We start from the raw sequence: 24,722 nt of genomic DNA, 5'->3' as shown, positions 1-24,722 counted from the left end.
TATGTAAGCACAACAAGGGGGAACTAATCATGCATGAATTAGTTGAAAAGGTAAAAAATGAGCGCCTAGCTCGTATATATAGTGAAGAACAGGTATTACTTATTGGAAATGGCGGCTATATTTCACCAGATCCAACGCTGTGGCAAGATGTATTAATAAGTGTTGCTTTGCAAAAACCAGTGCTATTAAAGGGTCCAGCTGGTTCAGGTAAAACAAAGTTAGCTGAATCGGTGTCTGCTTATTTCGGACAGCCGATGCACAGTATCAACTGCTCGGTTGATTTAGATGCAGAAAGCTTACTTGGTTTTAAGACGATTGTACAAAAGGACGGAGAAACAGTAATTGAGTTTGTGGAAGGTCCGGTTGTTAAGGCGATGAAGGAAGGACATTTACTATATATTGATGAAATCAACATGGCAAAGGCGGAGACGTTACCGATTTTGCATAGTGTTCTTGATTACCGTCGTATGTTAACGAATCCGTTTACGGGAGAAGTAATACAAGCACATCCACATTTTAATGTGCTATCGGCAATCAATGAAGGTTACATCGGTACAGCACCAATGAATGAGGCGCTGAAGAATCGTTTTATTTCCTATAGCATTCCATATTTAGCTGGTGAGCAACTTAAAAATTTATGGGAGAATGCTTTCCCAAATGCACCACAAAGTTTGAAAAATGTTATGTACAATTTAGCAGAAGATTTGAAGGGACAGGTACAGAATGGCTTACTAAGTGAAGAAGCCGCATCTATTCGTAGTTTACTGGACGCAACTGAATTAGCTCAATATATTGAACCACTACGTGCAATTCGTTATGCAGTTGCAGAAAAATTGGATGACATTGGTGAACGTGAGCTCGTAATGGAATTAGCTAAAACGTGGGTGAAGTGAGGTTGATATCGCATGTCACAGATGAATCGCTTTATTCAATTTAATAATGAACAGATTAATGCACGCCAGATGCTCCATTATGAGCAATTAACGCGAGCTCTATCTCATGCGCCATACTTATCTTTAACCGAGAGACAAGTGTTAGAATTACGTCCAAAGGAGCAAGCACTTTCAATGAGTGTTTTTTGGCGTCATCGTGAGAAAGAAATCATGCATGCAGGACGATTATCTGATATCTATTTGCTAGCGGCAGGATTTTGGCGCTATTTTTCGGTGCAACCTTTTTTAGAACTACTTGAAGAACTGCAAGGGGGATCTTATGTACATTTGTTTGAACAACTTGTTTTAATGGCAGAAGAATTTCGTTTGATGGATGCGGTTGAGAAGGAACGGCCAGGTACAGGTGAGGCATTTAATGTAAGACGAAGAGTGTATTTGGAGTTTCATAAACAACAGCTTCAAGTTAATTTACAAAAGGGCTTTTTAGCCGATGCCACTTTAAATTACTTATTCATCATGGCACATGAAGGTTCTATGCAATTTGATACATCTAGTATGCCAGACTTTTTTGAAACTCTTCAATTCACTTGGCAGTCTCTTTATGATACTCGTTCTACAGAAGATAGTATTCGGCTTGTTTATCGCATGATGGCTATGATTTTGGAGCATTTGGATAAGGACTTAATGCATACTTACTATGCAGTCATGGATTCTATAGCAGAAGCAGCGAAGTTTAAAGAACATAAAGGTGTGACGGAACAAGAACAAGGTGACAAAGACGAGGCAAAAGAAACGATAGAAGAGTTGTTTCGTACATGGCACCGAGAATCGCAGTCTGATGAGGGTGTCCATATGCGCTATGAGCTAGAACATGGTAACGAAGGAAAAGCCATGTCAACAGAAGGAGAAGAAGGACGAGAAGACGCAGAGATTTCTGAAGTCGGTATTGGTGGTGCACAAGATCAAAAGGATTCTGTTCAACAAGATGATACTAACGATGTGAAAAAATTGCCCCCTGAGAAAAAAAGTGCTGGCAAATACTTTGGCGAAGAACATCGCAACGTTATCTATGAAGAGAGAAGAATTGAAACGACCCGAGAAGCAAGTTCAATGGATGATTTAGTCGCTTGGCGCAATGCGCAAGAGCCTTATGTAAAGGCATTAATGGCTGAATTCAGAAAGCGTATGGCTCAGAAGGAAATCGCCAGACGAGATCATTTAACAAAAGGTCGACTTTCCTCCAAGCTAACAACCTTTTTAATCGATGAAAGACCAAAACCCTTTTATAAGAAAAATTCACCAGCAAAGCCTCTAGATGCAGTGTTTGGTTTATTAGTTGACGGCTCAGCTTCCATGATTGATAAAATGGATGAAACAAAGCAAGCGGTTCTACTTTTCCATGATGTTCTACGCAAGATGGGCATCACACATGAAATCGTCTCTTTTTACGAAGATGCGTATGAGGCAACGGAAGAAAAACAACCGAATACATTTGAGTGGGTGCATAAATTAGAGGACGGAGCAAAGGATAGTGGCTCTGCCATAATGGCATTAGAAGCACATGAAGATAATCGTGACGGCTTTGCCATTCGATGGATGATGAAGCGATTAGCAGCTTGCGATGAAAAGCATCGCTTTTTACTCGTTTTCTCAGACGGGGAACCCTCTGCATTTGGCTATGCGCTAAATGGAATTGTTGATACAGCAGAAGCGGTGATGGAAGCAGAGAAGAAAGGCATCCATGTTATGCATTTATTCTTGAATACAGATATGCCTACTGAGGAGCAGCTGCAGTTGTTCCGAATGATTTACGGACCTCAATCTGTTGCGGCAGATAGTGTGGAGAAGTTTACGGATGTTACGTTGCGGTTATTGAGGAAGATGATTGGGCTGGTTATACAGTCTGGGTAAGTTGATTGGGAGACATGATGTTGAAAAAACGCTCTTAGGACATTGTTTAATCATTGTCCTAAGAGCCACCCTAGCAATTTTACAATATATATTAGGCTTGTATAATAAAAAACGAATTCAAATCAACTTAAAAATTAAATTTTAAGTGTTCAAAATCCAACTCTTTTGAAGTATTGCAATTAGTATAGTCAAAAACAATAAACGTGGAGTGTGATTCAAAAAAACAGTGAAAACAAGTGCAGACCCTTTTAGTTTATGAAGGTCTCTTTCACGTTATTTCACACATAAAAAACCCTTGGATTAGACCAGTTTTGGTCGGATTCAAGGGTTTACTCTATATTTGGCTGCCTTAATATACTTCCTCTATAAACAATTTAATTAGTTTGTTTGTACCGAGAAAAAAGCTTTCCTAATCCTAATTAGATTTATGTATGTAATGACAATTAAGCTTAAGCTAATAAAGAAAGGTACTACGTAATAATGGCTGTTAAACAATTTATTATATCGATCAAGAGGAGTGAAATAGATTGCTGCAATAAGGCTCATCAAAGCTAATGTAATTGTAGTAGTTAAATTATTATTTAGACTTTTTATATTTCTATAAATAAAAATAGAGTAGGTAGTTAGCATCCAAATACTTAATAAAAGTAATGCGTGAGACATTCATTCTTCATATAAAGAATGAAAATTGTATATAACAATTGAAAGTATAAGTAAGGCGATTATAGGTATTGTCATGAGTATTTTAGTTTGCAAATTTAATTGCCTTGTTGATGGATAATCTTTTAAACAGATTAGCTTATTGGTATTTAAAACTGATAGTATAGCAAAAATAATAGCTAGAAATATTGTGAAAAACAAGAAATCGCTTCCTAATCATGATATGAAAATATCCTATTATAAAATAATGTATAGGAAAATAGTTTCTGCAGATAAAGTCAATTATTTTAACTATTCTTCAATAATAATTAAAAAAAGTGTATGCAAAGTGGATATTTGGGATCTAAATCGAAATACAGCGGTGAGTGGTTACATCTTGTTACTGTTGATTGTAATCCGTATCATAGCTTAAGCCTATTGCTGATATTAACAGCTACGCTATTAAATCTTCTTTCAGTCCTTATTGTGATATATTTTATGGAGAGAAAAAGGTATCAGGATGTACACAATTAAAAGAATTAAGTGATAGTCTTTACGTTTAGTCAAGTTATTGAGAGTCAAAAAAATAGCAATTCATCCGCCTATTTTCCCTATATACGAAAAAATCGTACAATTATTTTCTATTTCCTCAAGCAATCATTATGCTAAACATATAGTGAGGTGAGTGAGTTGAAAGCAACTGAGCAAAGAACATTGCAAAATGGTCTTAGGATGTTAGAGTTATTAAAACAGCATGCAAAACTGAAAGCGACTGAGATTGGGAATGCACTTGAATTAAGTTCTACATCAACTTATCGGATTTTAGCAATTTTACAAGAATACAAGTTGATCACGAAAGATAAGGCATATTTCTATGTGAATCAGGCATTTTTTCAAACGGTCATTGTGAACCCTAAAAAGATTCCTTGGCATCGATTAGAAACACCATTTGAAGTCGTAAAAGAAATACATGAAAATGTTTATATTGCTGTTATCGAAGATGAGCAACTTGTTACGAAACGAATTGTGAATAGAGAGGGTATTGAGATTGATGTGCAGTCAAGGAAGAGAAAATCTAAAGTGCATCATTCCGCCATTGGAAAAGTACTACTGGCTTTTCCGTCCGAAGAAGATAAACAATCCTTAATTGATACTATCGACTTTACGCCAATGACTTCTCAAACGTTTCAGGAAAAGAATCTATTCTTACGGCATATCCAAGAAATAAACAAACGTGGCTATGCTATTGATGATGAAGAAACTGAAATCGGTATGCGATGTATAGCAGCCCCGATTATGATCAACCAAGAAGTTGTAGCAGCCTTTGCCATTTCTGGTTCAACTGAAAATATATCACGGCGAAAATTTAATCAGCTTTCCAAAAAAATCATCAGTTATAGTCGCTTAATTGCTGAAGAACTCATTACTTATCACGCTAAATGTAAAAGGAGGAATCTTGGATGAACTATACAACAATCGAAAAACAAGGTATTTCAATTTCTACAATTGGTTTTGGAACGAACGCAGTAGGTGGACATAATTTATACGAAAACTTGAATGAGGAAGAAGGAAAAGAGTTAGTGAGAGTGGCATTAAATAACCGTGTAACACTCATTGATACTGCTGATGTGTACGGCCCAGGTCGTTCAGAAGAATTAGTAGGCGAGGTACTTCAAAGTTTCCCACGGAATCAGTATATACTAGCTACAAAGGGTGCAAGAACGGTAAATGATCAAGGTCAATCAACTGTAAACAATGAACCTGCTTTTTTACGTAGTGCTTGTGAAGCCAGTTTACAACGATTAGGCTTAGACTACATTGATATTTACTATATCCATTTCCCTGAACCTGGCGCTTCGCTAGAGTTAGCTGTTGCCGAATTGGTGAAATTGAAACAAGAAGGGAAAATCAAAGCTATCGGTATTTCCAATGTGTCACTTTCACAGTTAAAAGAAGCAAATAGCACTGGGGATATTGATGTAGTACAGCTTGAATACAACATGCTAAACCGTGATATTGAATCAGAAATTTTGCCATATTGTAACGTTCATCAAATAGCTGTTGTTGCTTATGGTCCTCTTGCTTTTGGTATCCTTGGAGGAAAGTATACAAAAGAGTTGAAATTAGATGCAGGAGACTGGCGAAATAGTGTCGATCTTTTTAAAGATGGAAATTTCCAAGCTAACTTATCAAAAGTTGAGAAATTAAAAGAAATAGCTAAGAGGAAAGATACAACTGTAGGCAATTTAGCAATCGCTTGGTTATTAGCACAAAAAGGTGTAACAGCGGTCATACCTGGGGGGAAGAAGACTGCACAAATATTAGAAAATTTTAAAGCAAGTGAGATAAAACTTACAACCGAAGATTTAGCTGATATTGAAGAGATTGTTTAAGATTTTCTCAGCTCTAAATTACCTTTACTTTGTTTATGTGAAAATGAATTTAAAATTCATAAAAATGTAAATGAGAATAGTGAAAAAGTGATTGGAGGAAGTATCTATGCTTAATATAGAAATAAGAAGGCCAAAAATAGAGGACAATAATGAGCTAGGTAAATGTAATGTTCTTTAATAGTAAACACCGGCACTACTGAGTATCGTTTTTGAGACAATAAGAAAACACCTTATTTTGCAGCTAGTTGATGGTATTGTACCGGCGACTGGCTGTTTAATTTCGTTTTAATCCAGATATTGTTATAATAATAAATGTATTCTTCAACCATATTTATTACGCACGCATTTGTCGTGCGATAAATTTCGTCGAGGTAGAACGTTTCAGACTTTAGCGAAGAGTGAAACGTTTCGATTGGGGAATTATCAACGGGCGTGCCTTTACAAGACATGCTCATGGTAATTCCCTTTTCTTTGATTGTTTTTTGATATACATAAGATGTATAGACAGATCCTTGATCACTATGCAGAATGCAGCCCTCTGGTAAATTAGGTAATTGATTGAGCGTATGTAAAACATAAAACAAAGGCTGTATCTTGCTTAGATCCAATGATTTGTGCAATAATCTCGCCATTAAACAGATCTAAGATACTTGAAAGATACATCATGGTTTGTCCAAAAGGCAAGTAAGTAATATCTGTTACTAGCTTCTCTAACGGTTTTGTTGCGCTAAAATCGCGGGCTAATAAATTGGGAGCGATATAAGCTGGTTGGCCCGTACGTTTACGTTTTTTTACTTTTACACCGCACTGCCAGTTATATTTTTGCATAACACGTTGCACCGTTTTCTCACTAATACCTGTTAATGATTTTGTGATTTTTCGATAACCGTATCTAAATTTGTGTAGCTTGCACAAGTTACCAATTTGTTGGTCTCGAAGCTCCTTTGGTGTTTGCGTAACGATAAAACTAGTTGATTGGAGTGCAGGCGGCGACTCCTTGGGGAACTAGCGAACATCTTGAGACCCCACAGGAGCGTTAGCGACGAGGAGGCTCAAGGTTCGTCCCCAGGAAAGCGTCCGCCGGAACGGAAATTAACGATATCGAAGAAAAAGCCATGGCTAAAATTTATTTTATGGACTTTTTCAGTGCCCTCATATTTCACTTGTTCGTTTTTTTATTTATCTTATTTTACAATTAGATAAATTAGTAAGTTTTGAAATTTAGGGCAATGAAGTATAAGGAAGTGGGATTTGATGAAAATAGATGCAATTATACAATTGCTATTATTTACTTTGATACCAACTGTTATGATGAGGCGAGCTTTTAAGAAGATGTCAGAAGTAGAGCGAAATCAGTTTAAGAAAGAGTTGACGAAAAAAAGCGTTCTTTCTACTTACGGTTTGATAGCACTTAGTATTCTAATTTTATTAATTGAACGAATATTTGACATAGTTTTTTTGAAAATAATTAGCGGTTTGCTCTTTTCTATTGGAATAGTAGTACATAGCATTTTCACTTGGTTAAAAGTTCAATCAAAAATTAAAGCATTAATAGGAATTACGTTAGGAATTGTCGGTTTAATAATATATTTATGGTCTTTATGGAAAATTTACTAAAGAAGAATTATTGAAGAAGTTATTTGAAAATAATCAATCGGCTCTACCTCAATAGATATCCAGAAACATATATGAATAATATAAAAGTAGCGCATGAAATGGGAGTGCTGAGTTTATTAAAATCTATCAAAAAAAATATTTATATTTCATTGTTGCCATGATTACATGGAATATCATCGATTACTTCACTCATAAAAAAGAGCCTTTTATAAAAGGGGCCCTCTTCTGTTGGAACTAACACTAATGCACATAGTTGTAGATTGGGTATAGGATACCAAAAAAGAAAAATGAAAAATCCTGGTATTTGGATATTCTTGATTTTTACTAAATCAAAATACAACCTTTTTTTCACAGGCAATCCATATTGCGGTATAATTATATATATAAACTAGAGGTGAGAAAAGAATGCAATCTAATATTTTGCTTGTCGAAGATGATATTTCTATTCAAGAAATGGTAGAAAACTATTTAACAAAAGAGGGATTTGTTGTAGCAACAGCTTCGGATGGGGAAGATGGACTGGCTAAATTTATGAAAGGTGCGTTTGATTTAGTCATTCTTGATATAATGATGCCGAAGTTAGATGGTTTAGAAGTTGTGAGATTGATCCGCGAAGGTAGTGCTGTTCCAATTTTAATGATGTCTGCAAAGGATACAGATGTGGATAAGGCGATTGGATTAGGGCTAGGAGCAGATGATTATATTTGTAAGCCTTTTTCAATGATTGAGTTGTCTGCACGGGTGAAGGCGGGGATTCGTCGTTCGACAAAATATTCAATTCCTCAAAAGGTAGAAGAGAAAATTATACAAATTGGTGATTTGAAAATAGATATAATCAATTTTACAGCTTGGAAGAAAGGTGAAGTCATTAAACTTACCTCTAAAGAGTTTGAGCTATTAAAACTATTTTCAAAGAATCGCAATCGTGTATTTTCAAAAGCTCAAATTTATAATCTCATTTGGAATGAAGAATATTTTGGCGATGAAAATGTTATTAATGTTCATATGAGAAGACTGCGAGAAAAGATAGAGGATGATCCATCAAACCCAGAATACATTAAAACGTTGTGGGGAATCGGATATAAGTTGGAAGTGATGTAAAATGGTATTTTTTTTGCTAATGATCATTGCTATATTAATAGGTTTTATCTCTTTTCAATATAGAATGCAGAAAAATAAAGATGAGGATTTACGATACATATATGAGAAGCTACAGAATATTTTAGAAAAGCAAACAGTTGAAAAGTTATTAGTTGTGACAGACAATAAAGAAATGCAAAAGTTATTAGTTACCATTAATCATTTAATAGTAGCAATACAGACAACAAAAGCCGATCAAGCGAAGGTAGAAATGTCTATGCGCAAAATGCTCTCTAATATATCGCATGACTTGAAAACACCGCTGACGGTTGTTCTTGGCTATGTCGAAATGTTACACACAGATCCTACAATGACCGAGGATGAACGACAAGTTTTATTGAAAAAGGTACATATAAAAACGATTGAAGTAATGGAACTCATTCATAAATTCTTCGATTTATCGAAATTAGAGTCAGGAGATAAAGAAATAGAGTTAACTAGAATTAATATGAATGAAGTATGTCAGGAAAATATTTTATCGTTCTACGATTTACTTATTGCAAAGGGCTTCTCAGTTGATATTGATATACCAAATGAACAGTTATATGGACATGGAAATACAGAAGTGTTAAGTAGAGTATTAAATAATTTGATTTCAAATGCAATTAAGTATGGCGAAGATGGTAAAACACTTGGTATGACCTTAAAAAGCGATGAAAAGAATGTGTACATTGATATTTGGGATAAAGGAAAAGGGATTTCTGAGTCACATATTGATAAGGTTTTTGAGCGTATGTACACATTAGAAGATTCAAGAAACCGTATATATCAAGGTAGTGGGCTTGGGTTGACGATTACGAAGCGTCTTGTGGAGGCTTTGGGTGGGGAAATTCATCTTTCCAGCAAGCCTTTTGACAAAACAGTATTTACAATTATGTTAAAAAGAATGAAATATTAGCTTGTAGGAAGAAGCATTCTACAAGCTTTTTTCTTTTTCTAGGACTCATTGTCAATCAAACCACTACCTCAAGATTATGAAAATTAACAACGATTCATATCCCATTCTGATTGGAAGGGTTGACTTTTATTAAGTGTCCCCTTTGTGCTTTTCTCTAAGCTTAAGGATTTTGTAAGAATTGAGTAAGAAAAAAGAGAAGATCGTTCCATACAATTAAAATAGACAGCGAAAGGGGAAAACAATATGACATATATATTAAGAACAAATCAACTAACAAAAGTATTTGAAGGAAAAGAGGTTGTTTCCGGAGTAAATATGAATGTTAAAAAAGGTGAAATTTACGGGTTTTTAGGTCCGAACGGGGCTGGTAAAACAACGATTATGAAAATGATTACAAATTTAATTAAACCAACAAGTGGTGATATAGAAATTTTCGGTGAGAAGTTAACGAATACTTCATATGAAGTGTTAAAACGAATGGGAACAATTATTGAATATCCTATTTTTTATGACAAACTAACAGCTCGAGAGAATCTTTACTTACATTGTGAGTACATGGGCTATTATGATAAGAAGTCTATTGATCATGCTTTAGATCTTGTGAAGTTACACAATGTCGATGACAAAAAAGTAAAAGATTTTTCTCTTGGTATGAAACAGAGATTAGGAATTGCTAGAGCGATTACGACAAAACCAGAACTGTTAATTTTAGATGAACCTATCAATGGTCTAGATCCTATTGGTATTAAAGAATTGCGAGATCTTTTTAAGATGCTTTGTAAAGAATATGGCATTACTCTATTAGTTTCGAGCCATATATTAGCTGAAATGGAACAAATGGCGGATACAATAGGAGTCATACAAAATGGGAAACTGTTAAAAGAAGTTTCGATGGAAAGTATCAATGGGGAACAAACGGATTATATTGAGGTAACGGTTCAAGATATTAAAAAAGCAGCTTACATTTTAGATCATCATCTAGGATTAAATAATTATAAAATTATGAATGAAAAGAATATCCGCATTTATGAAATGACTGTAACTCAACAAGAGATTTCAAAGGCACTTATTATGAATGATATTGAGATTGAAAGTATCAACAAAAAGCATAGCTCATTAGAAGAATACTTCATGAAATTAATGAACGGAGAAGGGATTCATGCTTAAATTAATCAAATTAGAACTAGTGAAAAACAAATTTGGTTGGTATATAAAAAGCGCAATTATCGCAAACATCCTCATGACAGCAATACTGTGTTTCATTATGTATATAACACAAAAAGAAGGCGACTTAATCGTTACAACACATCAAGATGCCTTTATATTGATAGGCGCAATGGTCAGAGCTACATTTATTGTCTTTGCCGCAGTATTAATTGCGAAAATAGTTATTGAAGAATATAAAAATAAAACTATATTAATTATGTTCTCATATCCAGTTAATCGAAAGAAAATGATTGCTAGCAAATTGTTAATTACATCTGCATTGACATTTATCACCATGTTATTGACTAATATTATTGTTGGAGGTCTATTTACTATCATTAATGATTATTATCACTTTGTTCCTTTCTCAATCACTGCCAGTCAATATTTTACTGAGGTCTTCAAAATGATCCCATATTCCATGGCCTCTACAGGAATTAGCTTGATTCCTTTGTATTTTGGAATGCGAAAATTTTCTGTTCCGACCACTATATTTTCATCGCTCTTAGTGGTGATGATTGCTTGTTCTACTAATCCTGTATTTTCAATGGTCACTATCATTCCTTTTCAATTAGGACTCGCCGTCATCGGAGTAATGAATGCTTACTTAGCCATTCGTAATATTGAGAAGGAAGATGTGATTTAATTAGAAATACGTTCAAGAAAAGAATTGGTAATAACCTAGTCACTATTGCTTGAGAATAAAATAAAAAACATTATATGGAGATGTTTAACTTGATTAAATTAATGAAATTAGAATGGAAAAAAAATCAGTTATCTGGTTATCTTAAAGGATTAATAATCTGTATCGTGGGAATCTTCGCGGCAGTTTCTCTTATGGCGTGGGGTTCTAAAGTTGAAGATGATCTGATGTTTACAGATTATGTTGAATTCATGTCTTTAGCTAATATTTTTATAAGAATCGTATTTATAATTTTTTCGAGTGTCATTTTATCTCGTTTAGTAATTGAAGAATACAGGAACAAAACGATTCAATTATTATTCAGCTATCCGCTGAAACGAAAAAAATTAATGCAAGCTAAGTTATCTATTGTCTTTGTATTCTGTTTTTTTAGCATAATCATTTCTACTTTTATCATAAGTATATTAGTTTACTTCTTTAATCCAACTTTTGGGTTCTTTGAAACACCTGTTAGTTTGAGTGATATGATCTCTACAGTGCCAACAACTATTATTAGTGCTTTTATGATTGCTGGAGTAAGCCTAATTCCTCTTTATTTTGGTATGAGAAAAAAATCAACGGCTACAACGATTACCTCGGCAGTATTAATTAGCTTCATAATTAACGGAAATGTATCTAATGGTGGAAGTCAGGTTAATTTGTTTCAATTCATTGGAGTACCAATTACACTATGTCTACTTGGACTTCTAATAGGCTATCTTTCTTACCATAAAGTTGAAAAACTAGATTTAGCTTAAAAGGAAATGAGGAATAAAAAGTGAAAAAAATCTTTATAGTTTCCATAGCAATCATAGCTATAGGTGGATTAGTTTTAAGTTTGATGGCGGGAAAAGGAAAGAATTATAGGAAAGAAATTTCAGTTGAAATAGAGGCGATTAAAGAAGTAGTCATAAACAATGAATCTTGGGATCTTGAGTTTAAAAATACTGAATCAAACAAATTAACAATTTCAGTTGAAGGAAAACAAAAAGACAAAAAGAGTGACCCAGTAACAATCGAAAATAATGGTGAAAAAATAATAATTAATCAGCAAGACGAAGGTGGAAGTTTTACTAATAATTTCAGTTTCGGAAAAAGAGGAACTATCTACATTTCTATCCCAAATAATGTATTAGATACGCTTTCAGTGAATAATAGCTTTGGTGATATAAAAATGAATGCTGTAAAGATAAAAAATATTATAGTTTCAAACGACTCCGGTACTGGGAAAATGGAAGGGCTGTCAGTAGAGAAAGGTATATTTACTTCAAAAGATGGGGAACTAAGTATAAAAAACAGTTCGTTAAATAATTTAAATGTAGTATCTACTTCTGGTGATAACTATCTTAAAAATGTGGCCAGCACTAAGATGAAAATTACTTCAAAAGATGGTGAAGTAAAAGTTGAAGATGCAGCAGAAGGAAAGTCATTACTTGTAGAAACAAAGTCAGGTGATATTGCGGTATCTTTTAAAGAAGTTCCTACTTCACTAATGGTATCTGCTAGCAGTAATTCATCTGATATAACACTGAATTTAGATGGTTTGAAGATAAACACGAATACTGAAAAATCTAAAGTAGGTACAATTGGTGATGCAACTAATACATTGGATCTCAAAAGTGAAGATGGAACAATTAATGTAAAGTGATAATTAATTATAAATGCAACAGTAGACTAAAAGCTGTCACAGCTCTTAGTCTATTTTTATGGAAATAAAGTTGTTTAATTCTGCAAGAAATCAGGTTTTCCGAAGCTTACCACTCGCTTTCCGCGGGCGAACGCCAAGCCGCTTCGTCGCTACGCTCCTGCAGGGTCTCGACTGTCTCGCTGGTCCCGCAGGAGTCGAGCGGACGCATCTCCAAACCAATAAAATGCTACCTTCTACTTTTCTGTTTACTCTCATTCAATTAAATAGAGACTGTAGACAGATTCGGAAAAAACGGATTATCTACACTCTTTCTCTTTCTTTTTATTTTCAAACAGGATAGATCAGGTTTTCCGAAGCTAAGCTCACTCACGATGCCTTTTGTCTTTTTTTTATGTTCAGCAAATAGCATTCTCCTACTAAAGAGAACATACTCTTCTAGCAATATTCTCTTTATAAAAAGCTTGTCATGTCCAAGTAGCAATATTTTTCAAATTCATGGCAGTAAAAGTAAGCATCCGCAAAAACACGTTCAATTGTTTCTATACGCCTCGCATAGATTTGCTTGATATCATCAGAATGTCGTAAATGGTCGGCTATTGCCACTTACGTTTTCCATATATGACGTTGAATGATGTCTTACATAATAAATAAATTATGTCAATAAAGGTATTATTTTCTATAATTTTGTATTAATAATACTATTCAAAGTGTTTATTGATATGTTTATTTGATCTGTATAAGGAGTTAAGAATGATTTATAATGCGCTGATATTGGAAGATTTATAGAAAAAATGTAAAAAAATGCATCAAAAGGTACTATGGAAATATAGGTAATAGTATATACTTGATTTGAATAAATAAAAAATAGTAGGAGAGATATGATGAAAAGAAGACAGAAACAAAAATCAAAAAAGTTAGTGATGGCAACTGCTCTATTTTCTATGTTTGCTACCGGAATAACGCCTTCATTAGAAGTCTTTGCGGAAGAACAAACACAGCAACAGAAAGTATCTAACGTGTTAAAAAACGAAAAATTTGCGAAAGTGGAAAATCGGGAGTTTTCAGTTCCAGGAAAAGGAGATATCGCGAAATTCCAAAATAGCGAAAGAAGAGATAGACAATTTAGTCCTAATGAACCGACTGGGATATACGCTAGGCCTAATGAACAAATAATCATTCAGGTAGCAGGAAATCAAAATATCGAAGCATACATTGGAACTTTTTCATATGATGCTTCTTGGAGAGAAGATTCAAAAATAAAATCCTTTACATTAAAACCTGGTCCAAACACTATACAGTCTCCAAATGGTGGGATGATTTATTTTTACAATAAACAACAAGGAGGCACCATTCAAACAACAGTAACAACAGGCGGAACGGCTACCCCTCTCTATGAACTTGGAAAGCATACGAAACAAGATTTAATAGATATGCTTAATCAATATCCAAATGCACATACGGTGGAATTAAAAGGGGAGCGTGTATTGATAACTGCTAGCCCGGCACGTGTTAAAAAATATTTAATCGGCTCTAACACAGATCCTACTCAACTATTGAAAAAGTTGGATGAAGCTACTAGGATTCAAGATAAAATATCTGGCTTATCTGAAGGACAAGTAGATAAACATTATCTACATTATGTTGAGGATAACAATTCTCTAGATTATTTTATGTATGCATACCCTTATAGAACTGCATATGTAGGAGATGCAATCCAACATGTGTTAGATATTGATAAATTTATAAATGATGGATGGGGCCCGTGGCATGAGGCGGGGCATATGAGACAACAAAGTCCTTGGGCATTTCATAATATGACAGATGTTCAGAACAATATTTATAGTCTTGCTGTAGAAAAAGCATTTGGTCAACGGACCAGATTAGAAAAAGAAGGTGTTTATCCTAAGGTTTTTCAATACTTAGAACAGCAGAATAAGAATTATGACGAGATTAGTGATCTTTTTGTTAAACTTGCTATGCTATGGCAATTAAATCTAGCGTATGGAGAAGAATTTTATCCAAAATTGCATCAATCGTATAGAGATATGTCTGATAGTGTATTACCTAAAAATAATGAAGATAAGAAACAATTATTTATGATTGAAGCCTCCAAAGCAGCTCAACAAAATTTAATTCCATTTTTTGAAAAATGGGGATTACGCCCAAATAATAATACGATCCAAAAGGTGGCGGCCCTAGGGTATCCAAACTTAACAGCTGAAATTTGGAAAAGTACCGATTCTAATCCAATTAAACCGGATACATCAGTTTCTGGTGATATTTGGAATCCTCATAAAGCGTACACAAAAGGTGATAAAGTAGAGCACAAAGGTAAAATATATGAAGCTCTTCAAAGCCATCAAGGAAATGGAGATCCAAATTGGATATTCGCATTGTCTTTATGGAAAGAAATTAAATAAAAATAGAGTCCTAAAAAACCTTGCTTATTGCAGGTTTCAGACTGTCGACAAAAGGCATCAAGAAGCTCACTCTCGATGCCTTTTGTCATTTTCGAGCATAAAGATACTGCACAAGCTATTCGAAGGTTATTTCCTGTTTAAGTTAATGAACAATTTGAGGGGGAATTTAATCAATCAAAATTTACTAAGTCATAACCAAAAGCCGCTTTAGCTGTTTGGATGATTTTGTTATACGATTCATCAGCTTCATCAACTTTGTTATCTTCATAATAATGTTTAATGTCGATGGATTCTAATAGTGTCAAAAAGCTTTAACTTTCAAATCATGATTCCAAAAAGGTATGTTAGATTCCCCTTCAATTGTGATTTTCAAGTCAGTTAATCCTGTTTCTATGCTTCCAGATGCCATTAAATAACTTCATGTGCCAACTCGGAAAAAACGGATTATCTACAGTCTTTTTATTTTTAAACAGGATAGATCAGGTTTTCCGAAGCTTACCACTCGATTTCCGCGGGCGAGCGTCGAGCGGACGCTTCTCCAAACCAAGAAAATGCTACTTTCTACTTTTCCATTGACTCATTCATTTTAATAGATGTAAGACTGTAGACAAACTAGGAAAAAACGGATTATCTACAGTCTTTTTATTTTTAAACCGGATAGATTAGGTTTTCCGAAGCTTACCACTCGCTTTCCGCGGGCGAGCGCCGAGCCGCTTCGTCGCTAAGCTCCTGCAGGGTCTCGTCTGTCTCGCTATTCCCGCAGGAGTCGAGCGGACGCTTCTCCAAACCAATAAAATGTTGCCTTCTAATTTTCTATTGATTCATTCAATTAAATAGACTTCAGACTGTAGACAAACTGCGAAGAAATTCGAGTTTTCTATAGTCTTTTCATTTTTATACAGGATAGATTAGGTTTTCCGAAGCTTACCACTCGCTTTCCGCGGGCGAGCGCCGAGCCGCTTCGTCGCTAAGCTCCTGCAGGGTCTCGTCTGTCTCGCTTTTCCCGCAGGAGTCGAGCGGACGCTTCTCCAAACCAATAAAATGACCTTTCTACTTTTCTATTTACGCATTCATTTTAATAATTGAAAGTAAGAATAATTTTGAGGTGATTGAAAATGATGGCTAGAAACCAAAATCAAGTTTTGTATTCAATCTGAAGCAAGAGCACATTAACCCTGGCTTTTAATTTGTGTTGGATAAAATTTTGTTGCTCTAAGGCAGATTAGTTGAAGTAAAAGACTTATAAAAAAACATTTCAGATTCAGATTTCGGAAGATCGACAAGACTAATAAAAAATAATACCTTAATTACCATCTTGATACATAACTAAAATTTCTTTAGCTTGTGAACACATACCGTCTATTAATTCCTTTGGTTCTAAAACGCGTGCATGAATACCAAGCCTAAAAAATAGTGGTGTTATAAAGCCAAGCTCCCCTTGGTCAATGAAAGAATCGATATAACCAGTACCATCTTCGTTTGTTACTACAAGCCCTTCAAAACTAGGCACGCTTTTACATTGGCGTACGCCTTCCATCTTCAATTGAACGTGTAGCCGAATTGGATTTTTCACTTCATAAGAGCCAAACCATTCTTCTAAATTCATAAATTCATCTTCATTATTTTCAGTTGAAATAATTGAAAGAATACGATCAACACGATACAGTAATATTTTTTGCTTACTATAATCATAAGCGGGCAAATACCATAATCCATCATGGGCATAGACACCAATAGGACGAACATGCTTTGCTTTATTACCCGATTTAGATTCATATTGAATATGTAAATTTTTATTTTTAATAGAAGCGTCTAAAACATCTCTTAATAATGGTGTTTCAATTGTCCTTTTAGGATTCCAAAAAGCGATATAGGAACTAATTTTATCTACTTTTACTTTGGCATCGTTCGGAAGTGAAGTAAAAAGCTTATGTTCAACGGAGTTGATTTCTGTATTAAAAGGCAAGTTGCGATAGTAATTTAAAGATTGAAAAGCAAAAAAGATTGAAACAGCTTCTTCTTCTGTAAATAAAATAGGAGGGAGCAGCCTATTAGGTAATACTGTATATCCACCGTTCCGTCCTTGTTCAGCATAAATCGGTAAGCCCATATCGTTCAAATCTAAAATATACCGATGAACTGTGCGAATGGAAATATTAAATTCATCCGCAATTTCTTGTGCCGTAAACTTTCTTTTTGCATTAGCAAACATAAGAATATCTAACAATCGTTTTGCTTTTGACATTTATTTCACCTTTTCTTTTTAAACATGCCATTACTTGTCATGTTTTATCGTTAGTATAGTTTATACCTTATGATTTTATCAATTAGGGACAATCTAAAGATAAAAGGAGACAAAAATTATGTCACGAGAAGTTATTTTATATATAGGTGTTAGTTTAGATGGATTTATTGCTAAAGAAGATGATGACTTGCAATGGTTATATGAAGTAGAAGGGGAAGGGGATAATGGATATTCAGAGATGTATGCAACGATAGACACTACTATTATGGGAAAAAGAACATATGACTATGTAATCGAACATGCAGAATCGTTCCCATATCCTGAAAAGAAAAACTATGTCTTTACGACTTCTGACCAAGGGTCTAATGAATATGTGGATTTTGTAAATGAGGATGTAGTAGCGTTTACGAAAAAATTGAAAGATCAAAAAGGCGCTAAAATATGGATGGTTGGTGGAGCAAGTATATTGGATGACTTTATAAAAGAAAACTTAATTGACGAGTATATTATAACTGTTACACCTCATATATTGGGTTCTGGTATTCCATTATTTAGAGAAAAAAATCCACAAATCAATTTGACTTTAATTGATACAAAACGCTTTGGACAATTTGTCCAATTGCATTATATAGTGAAATAATTATTTCAGACATTTTATTCTTTTAAAATAGTATTGTAACAGAGAACTTCTGTCGATTGATAGAAGTTTTCTATCAATTTTAAGTATCTGCATAAATATACAAAATAAGGATGAAATGCTATTATTAAGAAGGTTACAGTTTTGTGTGTTCATGACTATTATAAACAAAATGTCGAAATAAGCAATAATCAATAAATATTTATAAGAGGGTGTTGAATACATGATTTCAAATACGGAGTTTTTAATAGCTGTTCTTATATGTTTGATTTTGGGTTTACTTATGTTCTTATGTGGATGGTTGATATGGAAAAAGAAAAAGCTTGGCTTAATCGCAGGTTTCCAAGAATCTGAATTTAAAGGGGACAAGGAAAAGCTTGCAAAAGATATGGGGATTTTTTCGATATTTATAGGTGTTATTGTAATCGCACTCCCGTTCGGCTTACAGTATATTGGTGAATGGGTTGCATGGCTATTTACGATAGTCATTTTTGTAAGCTCAATTTTTATTGTCATTAAGATTAACTTTAGAAATAAATGATGGAAAGTAATGAAGGATATTGATAAAAAAGCACAGACAGAATTCTGAATTAATACATATATTGTGGTAATAAACTCTATATTGTTTTTAGCTGCTTGTTATCCATTCAGTAGAATCATTATGCTATACTAAATGAATCATCAAAGCAGCAGAGAAGGGAATTATCAAATGAACGGACAAAATCGAAGTGACGTAAAGCCTGGACTTGTCGTAGATGTTATCTTAAAGAAAGATCAACGAACAGGCAATAAAACAAGAGGTGTTGTTAAGGATTTGTTGACGAATTCTTCATTCCATCCTCATGGTATTAAAGTCCGTCTTACAGATGGTCAAATTGGACGTGTATGTGACATTATCGAGTAATGATAAATGTTATATACTAGATACAAATTTTTGAAGCTATGCGGGAAATAGTTCGGATGAAAAATGCTAACTAATGGCTAGTTTCTTACGGTTATATTGCTTTGTTAAAAGCGTTGCATTTTTGCAATGCTCAGACTGTAGACAGACTCGAAAAACGAGTTTTCTACAGTCTTTTTCTTTTTGTACAAGCATTTTATTGGTTTGGAGAAGCGTCCGCTTGACTCCTGCGGAAAAAGCGAGACAGACGAGACCCTGCAGGAGCGTAGCGACGAAGCGGCTCGGCGCTCGCCCGCGAAAAGCAAGCGGTAAGCTTCGGAAAACCTGATCTATCTTTACTCATTCATTTTTATAGTTGATAGTAAGAATAATCTTGAGATCATGGAAAATGATGACGAGAAACCAATTTGTAAAAACATGATGGTTCTATTATTTTATTGTCTCTAAGCATGAAGGAATAATTGTCACACTTAAACTCAACGTATTCTGTAGACATTCTATCGAGTATTGACAGTAATTCACATTGACACCACGCTACTTAAATATATATGATGTGGATGTTATTTGAATATGATTCTTGTTAGGTGAGGCTCCTATAAAAGAAATACGTTGATGCCCAATAATGTCCAGAGATGCTATCTTTTATAGTGAATTGTTAAAATATTTAAATTCCTTATAATCTGGAATCATCATTCACTTAAACATTCTATTCGGCCTATGTTTCTATTAAAAAAATAGAGTTTCATTACGATGTATTATAGGTTTTGAAAGGTGGGGATTATTTGAAGAGAAGTGAAATTCAGTTGGATTATATATTGCTGATTACTTTATGCTGTTTATTCATATACAGTTTGATTGCTGTTTATAGTGGATCAGGGCAATATCAAACGCATGATCCTTATTATTATGTGAAAAGACAAGTAATTTGGTACAGCATTGGTGCAATTGTTTTGGTGGGAGTGGCGTTATTCGACTTTGAATTGCTTGAAAGATGGGCACTGCCTTTTTATTCTGTAGGAATTGTGTTGTTAATCCTTGTACACTTTTTCGGAACGTTTAAAAATGGTTCTACAAGATGGATAAGTTTCGGCTTTTTTGATTTACAGCCATCTGAGTTTATGAAAGTGTTTCTAATTTTATTTTTATCAGTAATATTAAAACGTTTTGCAAATCGAGCGCTTTCATTTAAACATAGTATTTCCATTACCATAAAAGTACTTTTGTTATCAATTGTTCCGTTCTATCTTATTTTGGTACAACCTGATTTAGGCTCCGCACTTGTCATTGGAGCAATAGCTCTTAGTTTAATGCTTGTTTCTGGAATAGCTTACAAAATAGTTGGACTCGTAGTTTCCAGTTTTATAGCATTAATCGGCTTTCTTGTTTATTTACACAATAATTTTTATGACATTTTTATAAAAATCATTAAACCTCATCAATTGGAGAGAATATATGGCTGGCTTAGTCCTGATGAGTATGCCTTAAGCTATGGATATCAACTAAAACAAGCCGTTCTGGGTATTGGATCAGGTCAAATGTATGGGAGTGGGTTCAACCAGGGGATACAAGTGCAAAGTGGCAAAATCCCCGAAGCACACACTGATTTTATCTTTTCAGTGATTGGTGAAGAATTTGGTTTTATTGGTGCATCTATATTAATATTATTGTATTTTATATTGCTTTATCGAATAATGATCATCGGGTTAAGTTCTAATAATGTGTTAGGCTACTATATTTGTGCTGGGGTTATTGGGTTAATATCATTCCAAGTTTTTCAAAATATTGCTATGACAATCGGGTTAATGCCGGTTACTGGAATTGCCTTGCCACTGTTTAGTTATGGAGGAAGTGCACTCTTAACCAATATGCTTGCTCTGGGATTGGTATTCAGTGTAAATATACGTACAAAAAAATATATGTTTAGTAAAAGTGAAATTATGTAAAATTCATCTTTTGGTAGCTTGGGCACATATCACCAACTTTCATTGGAAATAAAATGTCTTATTTTTATGAAAAAATGAACAAGATGAAGTTTATGCACCGTTGCCCCTCTCGTATTGTTAATGGGGAAGGGATCAGTCTAATTATGGTGTTGACAATTCGTCAAGTTTGAAATATATTTGATGGAGCAAATGTATAGATTAAAAGATGGATATTATTCACTATTGTCACTCTCATATAGTTGATGGATAAGGAATAAGTGGTTATAGAGTTGATGTTTTGTCATTTTTTACAAATTTTTAAAAGGAGAGAATGTTCTGGCTTAATTGTTTAACTTAGAGCATTTTGAAAAGATATTACTTCTTTTAGGATAGAAGAATGATTAAGAGTAGGTTTAAGAGGGCTGTGAAGTTTCAAAAAACTTTGTTTTCGTGATTGAAATACATGGTGATAAAAAATCACATATACTCTTTTACAAATTAAGTTTCTAAATTGTAGGAGAAATAGAAGTGCAGTATGATAGGGGAAATGGTAAGCGTTTTTTTCTCAGCTGTTTAAAAAAATCAAGTGAAAGAATATAGTTACCATAAAGTAAAATCAAGTTCAATCTTACCGTTATCTGAGAATTTTTATGAGTAGTTTGTTCATTTTTTTATGCTACAATTGTAACAAATCGCATTGATTATTTATAAAGGATTTTCAAAAAGTCTGCTAAAAAAATAGCTGTCGCTTTTTCAAAGACTTGCTTCTACATTCGAAAACTCGTCTTCACGACTCTTTTATTGCTTCTTTTTGAACATGAACTATACTGAAAGGAAAATAGAATATGTCTGTAGGAAGAAAAAATAGTGATTTTGGTTTGGTGTTAAAAGACTTATTAAAGGAACGATCATTATCAATGCGGAAACTTAGTGAACTCACTGATATTGATCCAGCTACAATCTCACGAATTATCAACGGTAAACGGAAAGCAAAGCCTGATCATATACAAAAATTCTCCAAACATCTTGGAGTCCCCTTTTCAGAGTTATTTGCTGCGGCTGGATATGATATTGAACAGAAGCAGGATAAGTTAGATTCAGATATTCATACTTCAGTTGACAACATTCAAACCTTCCTCGAATCTGCTAATTTATATGATAAGAATTTTTCTATAGCAAGTGTTGAAAAGAAATTAGCTAATTATGAACAATATACACAAACAGAGGATGGGAAAGAAACGATACTGAATAGCTTTGAGGAGAAGGTTCAGAAGGTGGGTAGTATAGGTCCGTTTATTAGCAATTTGAAGGGAATGTATGAGAATTTCCGCCTAAAGAAGGGTACTCCGGCTGAACTAGCCTTAATTGGAAGTGCGCTCATATATTTCATACTACCAGTAGATGTTATTCCAGATTACACATTTCCAATTGGTTATTTAGACGATGCTATGGCTGTACAACTGGTGTTGAATTTATTAACAATTAAAAAAGATACTCTATGAAAAATTAAATCTAACTAAAAGCGATTGTCGAATATTTATGTAGATGTCTCTTTAAGATATTAAGTTACAGAGCCGATATCCTGCTGTATTTTTTTATTAGCTTGTTAAAAGATTCAATCAAGGTGGTTGGTGGAGTAAATACTACATCACTTGCATTTTAAAATGCTGTATACTTAAGTGTATAAGGTTTTGTGATCTTTAGGTAAATGTATTTCCATTTTTCCACGGAGTGTAATACCTATAATGAGATTTTAAGCTGAAAAAAACCCGTATAGCGCCACTTTATTATGTGTCCGCTATACGGGGTTTAGTTCATATATTAGTTATCCCAGCTTAATTAAGTAAATAGTTTACTCTATATATCTTTCGGCTATGAAAGAAAATAATGTTCCATTTTGATTTGATTTTAAAGTATATTTTATATTCAGTGATCTAGCAATATCCTCTATAATTTTTAATCCTAGCCCTAAGTTAACGCTATCAATATCAAAACCAATTCCATTATCACCGATAGAGATAACACTACTTTCTATATTTAATATTAGAATTTAGTATTTCAGCGGCAGCTTCTTCTTCCAAGATTTGTTTGTTTAATTCTCCTATAGTTAAATCTTTGATTTTACCTAAATCAAATTTAGCAGGATATAACTTACTTCCTATAGAAATAAGATTGCTAGGTGATTTTTCTTCCTGTAATAATAACTGGTATTGATATTCACTCAAATAAACAGCAATAGCTTGATAGTCATCTCTATTTGCTAATTCAGGATTAGCACCATTTAAATATTGGTCAAAAATAAAATCAGAATATTGAGGGGAACCAGGATCAAAATTTTTACCATTAGATTCAAGGTAGTCTTCTATAATTTTTTCTACTTCCGCCAAAGTATAACTATTGACGTCGTCTTTAACAGAAGATGCGTTAGTATTGTTATCTAGTTTTTCCGCAGAAACATTTCCAACATTAAACATTAAAATGAATATGAAACTCAAACATAAAGAACCCATTAAATATATTTTTTTCATTAAAATACCCCTTTTTTATTTAGTTTGAACGATATAATTAATTTATACTATATTTTACCAAATATCAAAAGAGGCATTAGTTAAATATTGTATAATTTTGCCAAATTTTTGAAAATATAAAAAGATGGTTATTTTTTATTTTCATTTTTTACAATGTCAATATAGTCTCTTGAAAAAGCGAGCTTTATAAATTTTCCATCTTTTTTATAAGTTATAACAGTTCCTTCGAATTCTACTTGTTTCCAGCCACTTTTTTTAATCATTAATCTATAACTAAGTGGAACATCAGTGCCTGATGATTTATCCCAAAAATAACTTTTAGTATTGGTATTTTCACTGGAATTTTCATTTCCTAACTTTGCACTATTAGGAACTGGAAAATCATAATAATCTTTTAATGTATGATAGTTTTTATCTATATTTACATAATATGAGATTCCTATTCCTACAAATATAATAACTACTATTAATGTTACTATCCGTTTCATAAAATTTTTCTCCTTCATTTAAATAATTTCTTCATTTGTTGACTATATTAATACTTATTCTTAAAATTTTTCCAAAAACCTTCTTGGAATCTAAAATTTTTTATAAGTTTTGGATTTCAATTTTCAGCTTATTGTAAATCGATGCCTATGTAAAAATGGTACAGGGACAAGTAGAGGCTTATCGTATTGATTTAGGACAATATCCGACGTCGATATCAGAATTAGAAAATAAAGAATATTTAAAAGCAAGTGATTCAAAAACATGTGAAGGGAAAACAATTACGATAGCAGATGGAAAAGTTGACGTTTCATACTAAATGTCATAGTAACAATCAGAAGGGTTTTACTCTTATCGAAATGCTACTTGTTTTGGCAATTACAATGTTCATTTGCACAATAGGTATAAGTGTGGGAAAGAAACAGTTAGATCGACAAATAGAAAATCGTTTTATCTCGGATGGCTTAAAAGGCATGGTTGGCGCCATTTCTTCGATTTTCCCGAAGGCACACTACCAAACCTGTTTAGTTCACGTAGCGCGCAATTTATCGCACAA

The 24,722-nt window shown here is 33.7% G+C and carries 22 protein-coding genes and 5 pseudogenes; 20 read left to right on the top strand and 7 right to left on the bottom strand.

All coding sequences use genetic code 11. The annotated features are described in order from the left end of the window. The first annotated feature begins 29 nt into the window (after positions 1-29). The 4 genes from ACQKMD_RS12715 (at position 30) to ACQKMD_RS12700 (ending at position 5,836) form a co-directional block, all read left to right on the top strand. Positions 30-893 (top strand): ATP-binding protein, encoded by an 864-nt coding sequence (locus ACQKMD_RS12715; protein WP_427752499.1) that lies wholly within the window; start codon positions 30-32, stop codon positions 891-893. Positions 894-905: 12 nt separating this feature from the next. Next, positions 906-2,804 carry a vWA domain-containing protein gene (locus tag ACQKMD_RS12710; RefSeq protein WP_427752498.1) on the top strand — a complete coding sequence of 633 codons (1,899 nt, stop codon included), beginning with the start codon at positions 906-908 and terminating at the stop codon, positions 2,802-2,804. Between the two features lie 1,329 nt (positions 2,805-4,133). Next, complete coding sequence (locus ACQKMD_RS12705; RefSeq protein ID WP_427752496.1) at positions 4,134-4,907, top strand: IclR family transcriptional regulator; 774 nt, start codon at positions 4,134-4,136, stop codon at positions 4,905-4,907. Then, complete coding sequence (locus ACQKMD_RS12700; protein ID WP_427752494.1) at positions 4,904-5,836, top strand: aldo/keto reductase; 933 nt, start codon at positions 4,904-4,906, stop codon at positions 5,834-5,836. The genes ACQKMD_RS12705 and ACQKMD_RS12700 overlap by 4 nt, the downstream gene beginning before the upstream one ends. A 230-nt stretch (positions 5,837-6,066) precedes the next feature. Here ACQKMD_RS12700 and ACQKMD_RS12695 read toward each other — a convergent pair. Continuing rightward, positions 6,067-6,784: pseudogene (locus tag ACQKMD_RS12695) on the bottom strand (IS3 family transposase); the annotation flags it as partial. Between the two features lie 306 nt (positions 6,785-7,090). On the opposite strand from ACQKMD_RS12695, the gene ACQKMD_RS12690 reads away from it, so the two are divergent. From ACQKMD_RS12690 to ACQKMD_RS12660, 7 genes are all read left to right on the top strand, one after another. After that, positions 7,091-7,453: a hypothetical protein gene (locus ACQKMD_RS12690; protein ID WP_427752493.1), complete on the top strand. Its 363-nt coding sequence runs from the start codon at positions 7,091-7,093 to the stop codon at positions 7,451-7,453. Between the two features lie 405 nt (positions 7,454-7,858). Continuing rightward, on the top strand, positions 7,859-8,554 hold the full coding sequence (locus ACQKMD_RS12685) for a response regulator transcription factor (RefSeq protein ID WP_427752491.1): 696 nt from the start codon (positions 7,859-7,861) through the stop codon (positions 8,552-8,554). A gap of 1 nt (position 8,555) precedes the next feature. After that, complete coding sequence (locus tag ACQKMD_RS12680) at positions 8,556-9,491, top strand: sensor histidine kinase (RefSeq protein WP_427752489.1); 936 nt, start codon at positions 8,556-8,558, stop codon at positions 9,489-9,491. A 243-nt stretch (positions 9,492-9,734) separates the two neighbouring features. Continuing rightward, entirely contained in the window at positions 9,735-10,658 is a 924-nt protein-coding gene (locus ACQKMD_RS12675; RefSeq protein WP_427752487.1) for an ABC transporter ATP-binding protein, read from the top strand. After that, positions 10,651-11,343 (top strand): ABC transporter permease, encoded by a 693-nt coding sequence (locus ACQKMD_RS12670; protein WP_427752486.1) that lies wholly within the window; start codon positions 10,651-10,653, stop codon positions 11,341-11,343. Before ACQKMD_RS12675 ends, ACQKMD_RS12670 begins: the two co-directional genes overlap by 8 nt. Before the next feature lie 89 nt (positions 11,344-11,432). After that, complete coding sequence (locus ACQKMD_RS12665) at positions 11,433-12,137, top strand: ABC transporter permease (protein WP_427752485.1); 705 nt, start codon at positions 11,433-11,435, stop codon at positions 12,135-12,137. A 20-nt stretch (positions 12,138-12,157) separates the two neighbouring features. Next, the gene (locus ACQKMD_RS12660; protein WP_427752484.1) at positions 12,158-13,027 is read left to right on the top strand and encodes a DUF4097 family beta strand repeat-containing protein; all 870 of its coding nucleotides are present in this window, start codon (positions 12,158-12,160) and stop codon (positions 13,025-13,027) included. A gap of 464 nt (positions 13,028-13,491) precedes the next feature. On the opposite strand, the pseudogene ACQKMD_RS12655 reads toward ACQKMD_RS12660, so the two are convergent. Next, positions 13,492-13,660: pseudogene (locus ACQKMD_RS12655) on the bottom strand (IS5/IS1182 family transposase); the annotation flags it as partial. Between the two features lie 248 nt (positions 13,661-13,908). On the opposite strand from ACQKMD_RS12655, the gene ACQKMD_RS12650 reads away from it, so the two are divergent. Beyond that, positions 13,909-15,447, top strand: coding sequence for a M60 family metallopeptidase (locus ACQKMD_RS12650; protein WP_427752483.1), 1,539 nt, complete (start codon positions 13,909-13,911; stop codon positions 15,445-15,447). Between the two features lie 170 nt (positions 15,448-15,617). On the opposite strand, the gene ACQKMD_RS12645 is transcribed toward ACQKMD_RS12650, so the two are convergent. Further along, positions 15,618-15,752: a hypothetical protein gene (locus ACQKMD_RS12645; protein WP_427752482.1), complete on the bottom strand. Its 135-nt coding sequence runs from the start codon at positions 15,750-15,752 to the stop codon at positions 15,618-15,620. A 998-nt stretch (positions 15,753-16,750) separates the two neighbouring features. Further along, on the bottom strand, positions 16,751-17,692 hold the full coding sequence (locus ACQKMD_RS12640; RefSeq protein ID WP_427752481.1) for a helix-turn-helix transcriptional regulator: 942 nt from the start codon (positions 17,690-17,692) through the stop codon (positions 16,751-16,753). Between the two features lie 118 nt (positions 17,693-17,810). Between ACQKMD_RS12640 and ACQKMD_RS12635 the strand changes: the two genes are divergently transcribed. From ACQKMD_RS12635 to ACQKMD_RS12615, 5 genes are all read left to right on the top strand, one after another. Then, on the top strand, positions 17,811-18,332 hold the full coding sequence (locus ACQKMD_RS12635; RefSeq protein ID WP_427752480.1) for a dihydrofolate reductase family protein: 522 nt from the start codon (positions 17,811-17,813) through the stop codon (positions 18,330-18,332). 220 nt (positions 18,333-18,552) lie between these two features. After that, positions 18,553-18,870, top strand: coding sequence for a DUF3784 domain-containing protein (locus ACQKMD_RS12630; RefSeq protein WP_427752479.1), 318 nt, complete (start codon positions 18,553-18,555; stop codon positions 18,868-18,870). Between the two features lie 168 nt (positions 18,871-19,038). Next, a complete protein-coding gene (locus tag ACQKMD_RS12625; RefSeq protein ID WP_427752477.1) occupies positions 19,039-19,233 on the top strand; it encodes a YwbE family protein in 195 nt (64 codons plus the stop codon). 779 nt (positions 19,234-20,012) lie between these two features. Next, a complete protein-coding gene (rodA, locus tag ACQKMD_RS12620) occupies positions 20,013-21,173 on the top strand; it encodes a rod shape-determining protein RodA (RefSeq protein ID WP_427752476.1) in 1,161 nt (386 codons plus the stop codon). An 824-nt stretch (positions 21,174-21,997) separates the two neighbouring features. Beyond that, on the top strand, positions 21,998-22,654 hold the full coding sequence (locus tag ACQKMD_RS12615) for a helix-turn-helix domain-containing protein (RefSeq protein WP_427752474.1): 657 nt from the start codon (positions 21,998-22,000) through the stop codon (positions 22,652-22,654). A gap of 350 nt (positions 22,655-23,004) precedes the next feature. On the opposite strand, the pseudogene ACQKMD_RS12610 reads toward ACQKMD_RS12615, so the two are convergent. From ACQKMD_RS12610 to ACQKMD_RS12600, 3 genes and pseudogenes are all read right to left on the bottom strand, one after another. Then, positions 23,005-23,169, bottom strand: a pseudogene (locus ACQKMD_RS12610) (two-component sensor histidine kinase); the annotation flags it as partial. A 7-nt stretch (positions 23,170-23,176) separates the two neighbouring features. Beyond that, positions 23,177-23,680: a hypothetical protein gene (locus tag ACQKMD_RS12605; protein ID WP_427752473.1), complete on the bottom strand. Its 504-nt coding sequence runs from the start codon at positions 23,678-23,680 to the stop codon at positions 23,177-23,179. Positions 23,681-23,808: 128 nt separating this feature from the next. Further along, positions 23,809-24,168 (bottom strand): hypothetical protein, encoded by a 360-nt coding sequence (locus ACQKMD_RS12600; RefSeq protein WP_427752472.1) that lies wholly within the window; start codon positions 24,166-24,168, stop codon positions 23,809-23,811. Between the two features lie 155 nt (positions 24,169-24,323). Between ACQKMD_RS12600 and ACQKMD_RS12595 the strand changes: the two genes are divergently transcribed. The 3 genes and pseudogenes from ACQKMD_RS12595 to ACQKMD_RS12585 form a co-directional block, all read left to right on the top strand. Continuing rightward, a complete protein-coding gene (locus ACQKMD_RS12595; protein ID WP_427752471.1) occupies positions 24,324-24,485 on the top strand; it encodes a hypothetical protein in 162 nt (53 codons plus the stop codon). Then, a pseudogene (locus ACQKMD_RS12590) lies at positions 24,460-24,534 on the top strand (type II secretion system protein); the annotation flags it as partial. The gene ACQKMD_RS12595 and the pseudogene ACQKMD_RS12590, both read left to right, overlap by 26 nt. Before the next feature lie 81 nt (positions 24,535-24,615). Continuing rightward, a pseudogene (locus ACQKMD_RS12585) lies at positions 24,616-24,722 on the top strand (transposase); the annotation flags it as partial.

It is taken from the genome of Viridibacillus sp. NPDC096237 (assembly GCF_050278625.1).
In the GTDB taxonomy this organism is placed as follows: Bacteria; Bacillota; Bacilli; order Bacillales_A; family Planococcaceae; genus Viridibacillus.
The sequence above is the reverse complement of the archived record's forward strand: the minus strand, read 5'-3'. Positions and strand labels throughout refer to the sequence as shown.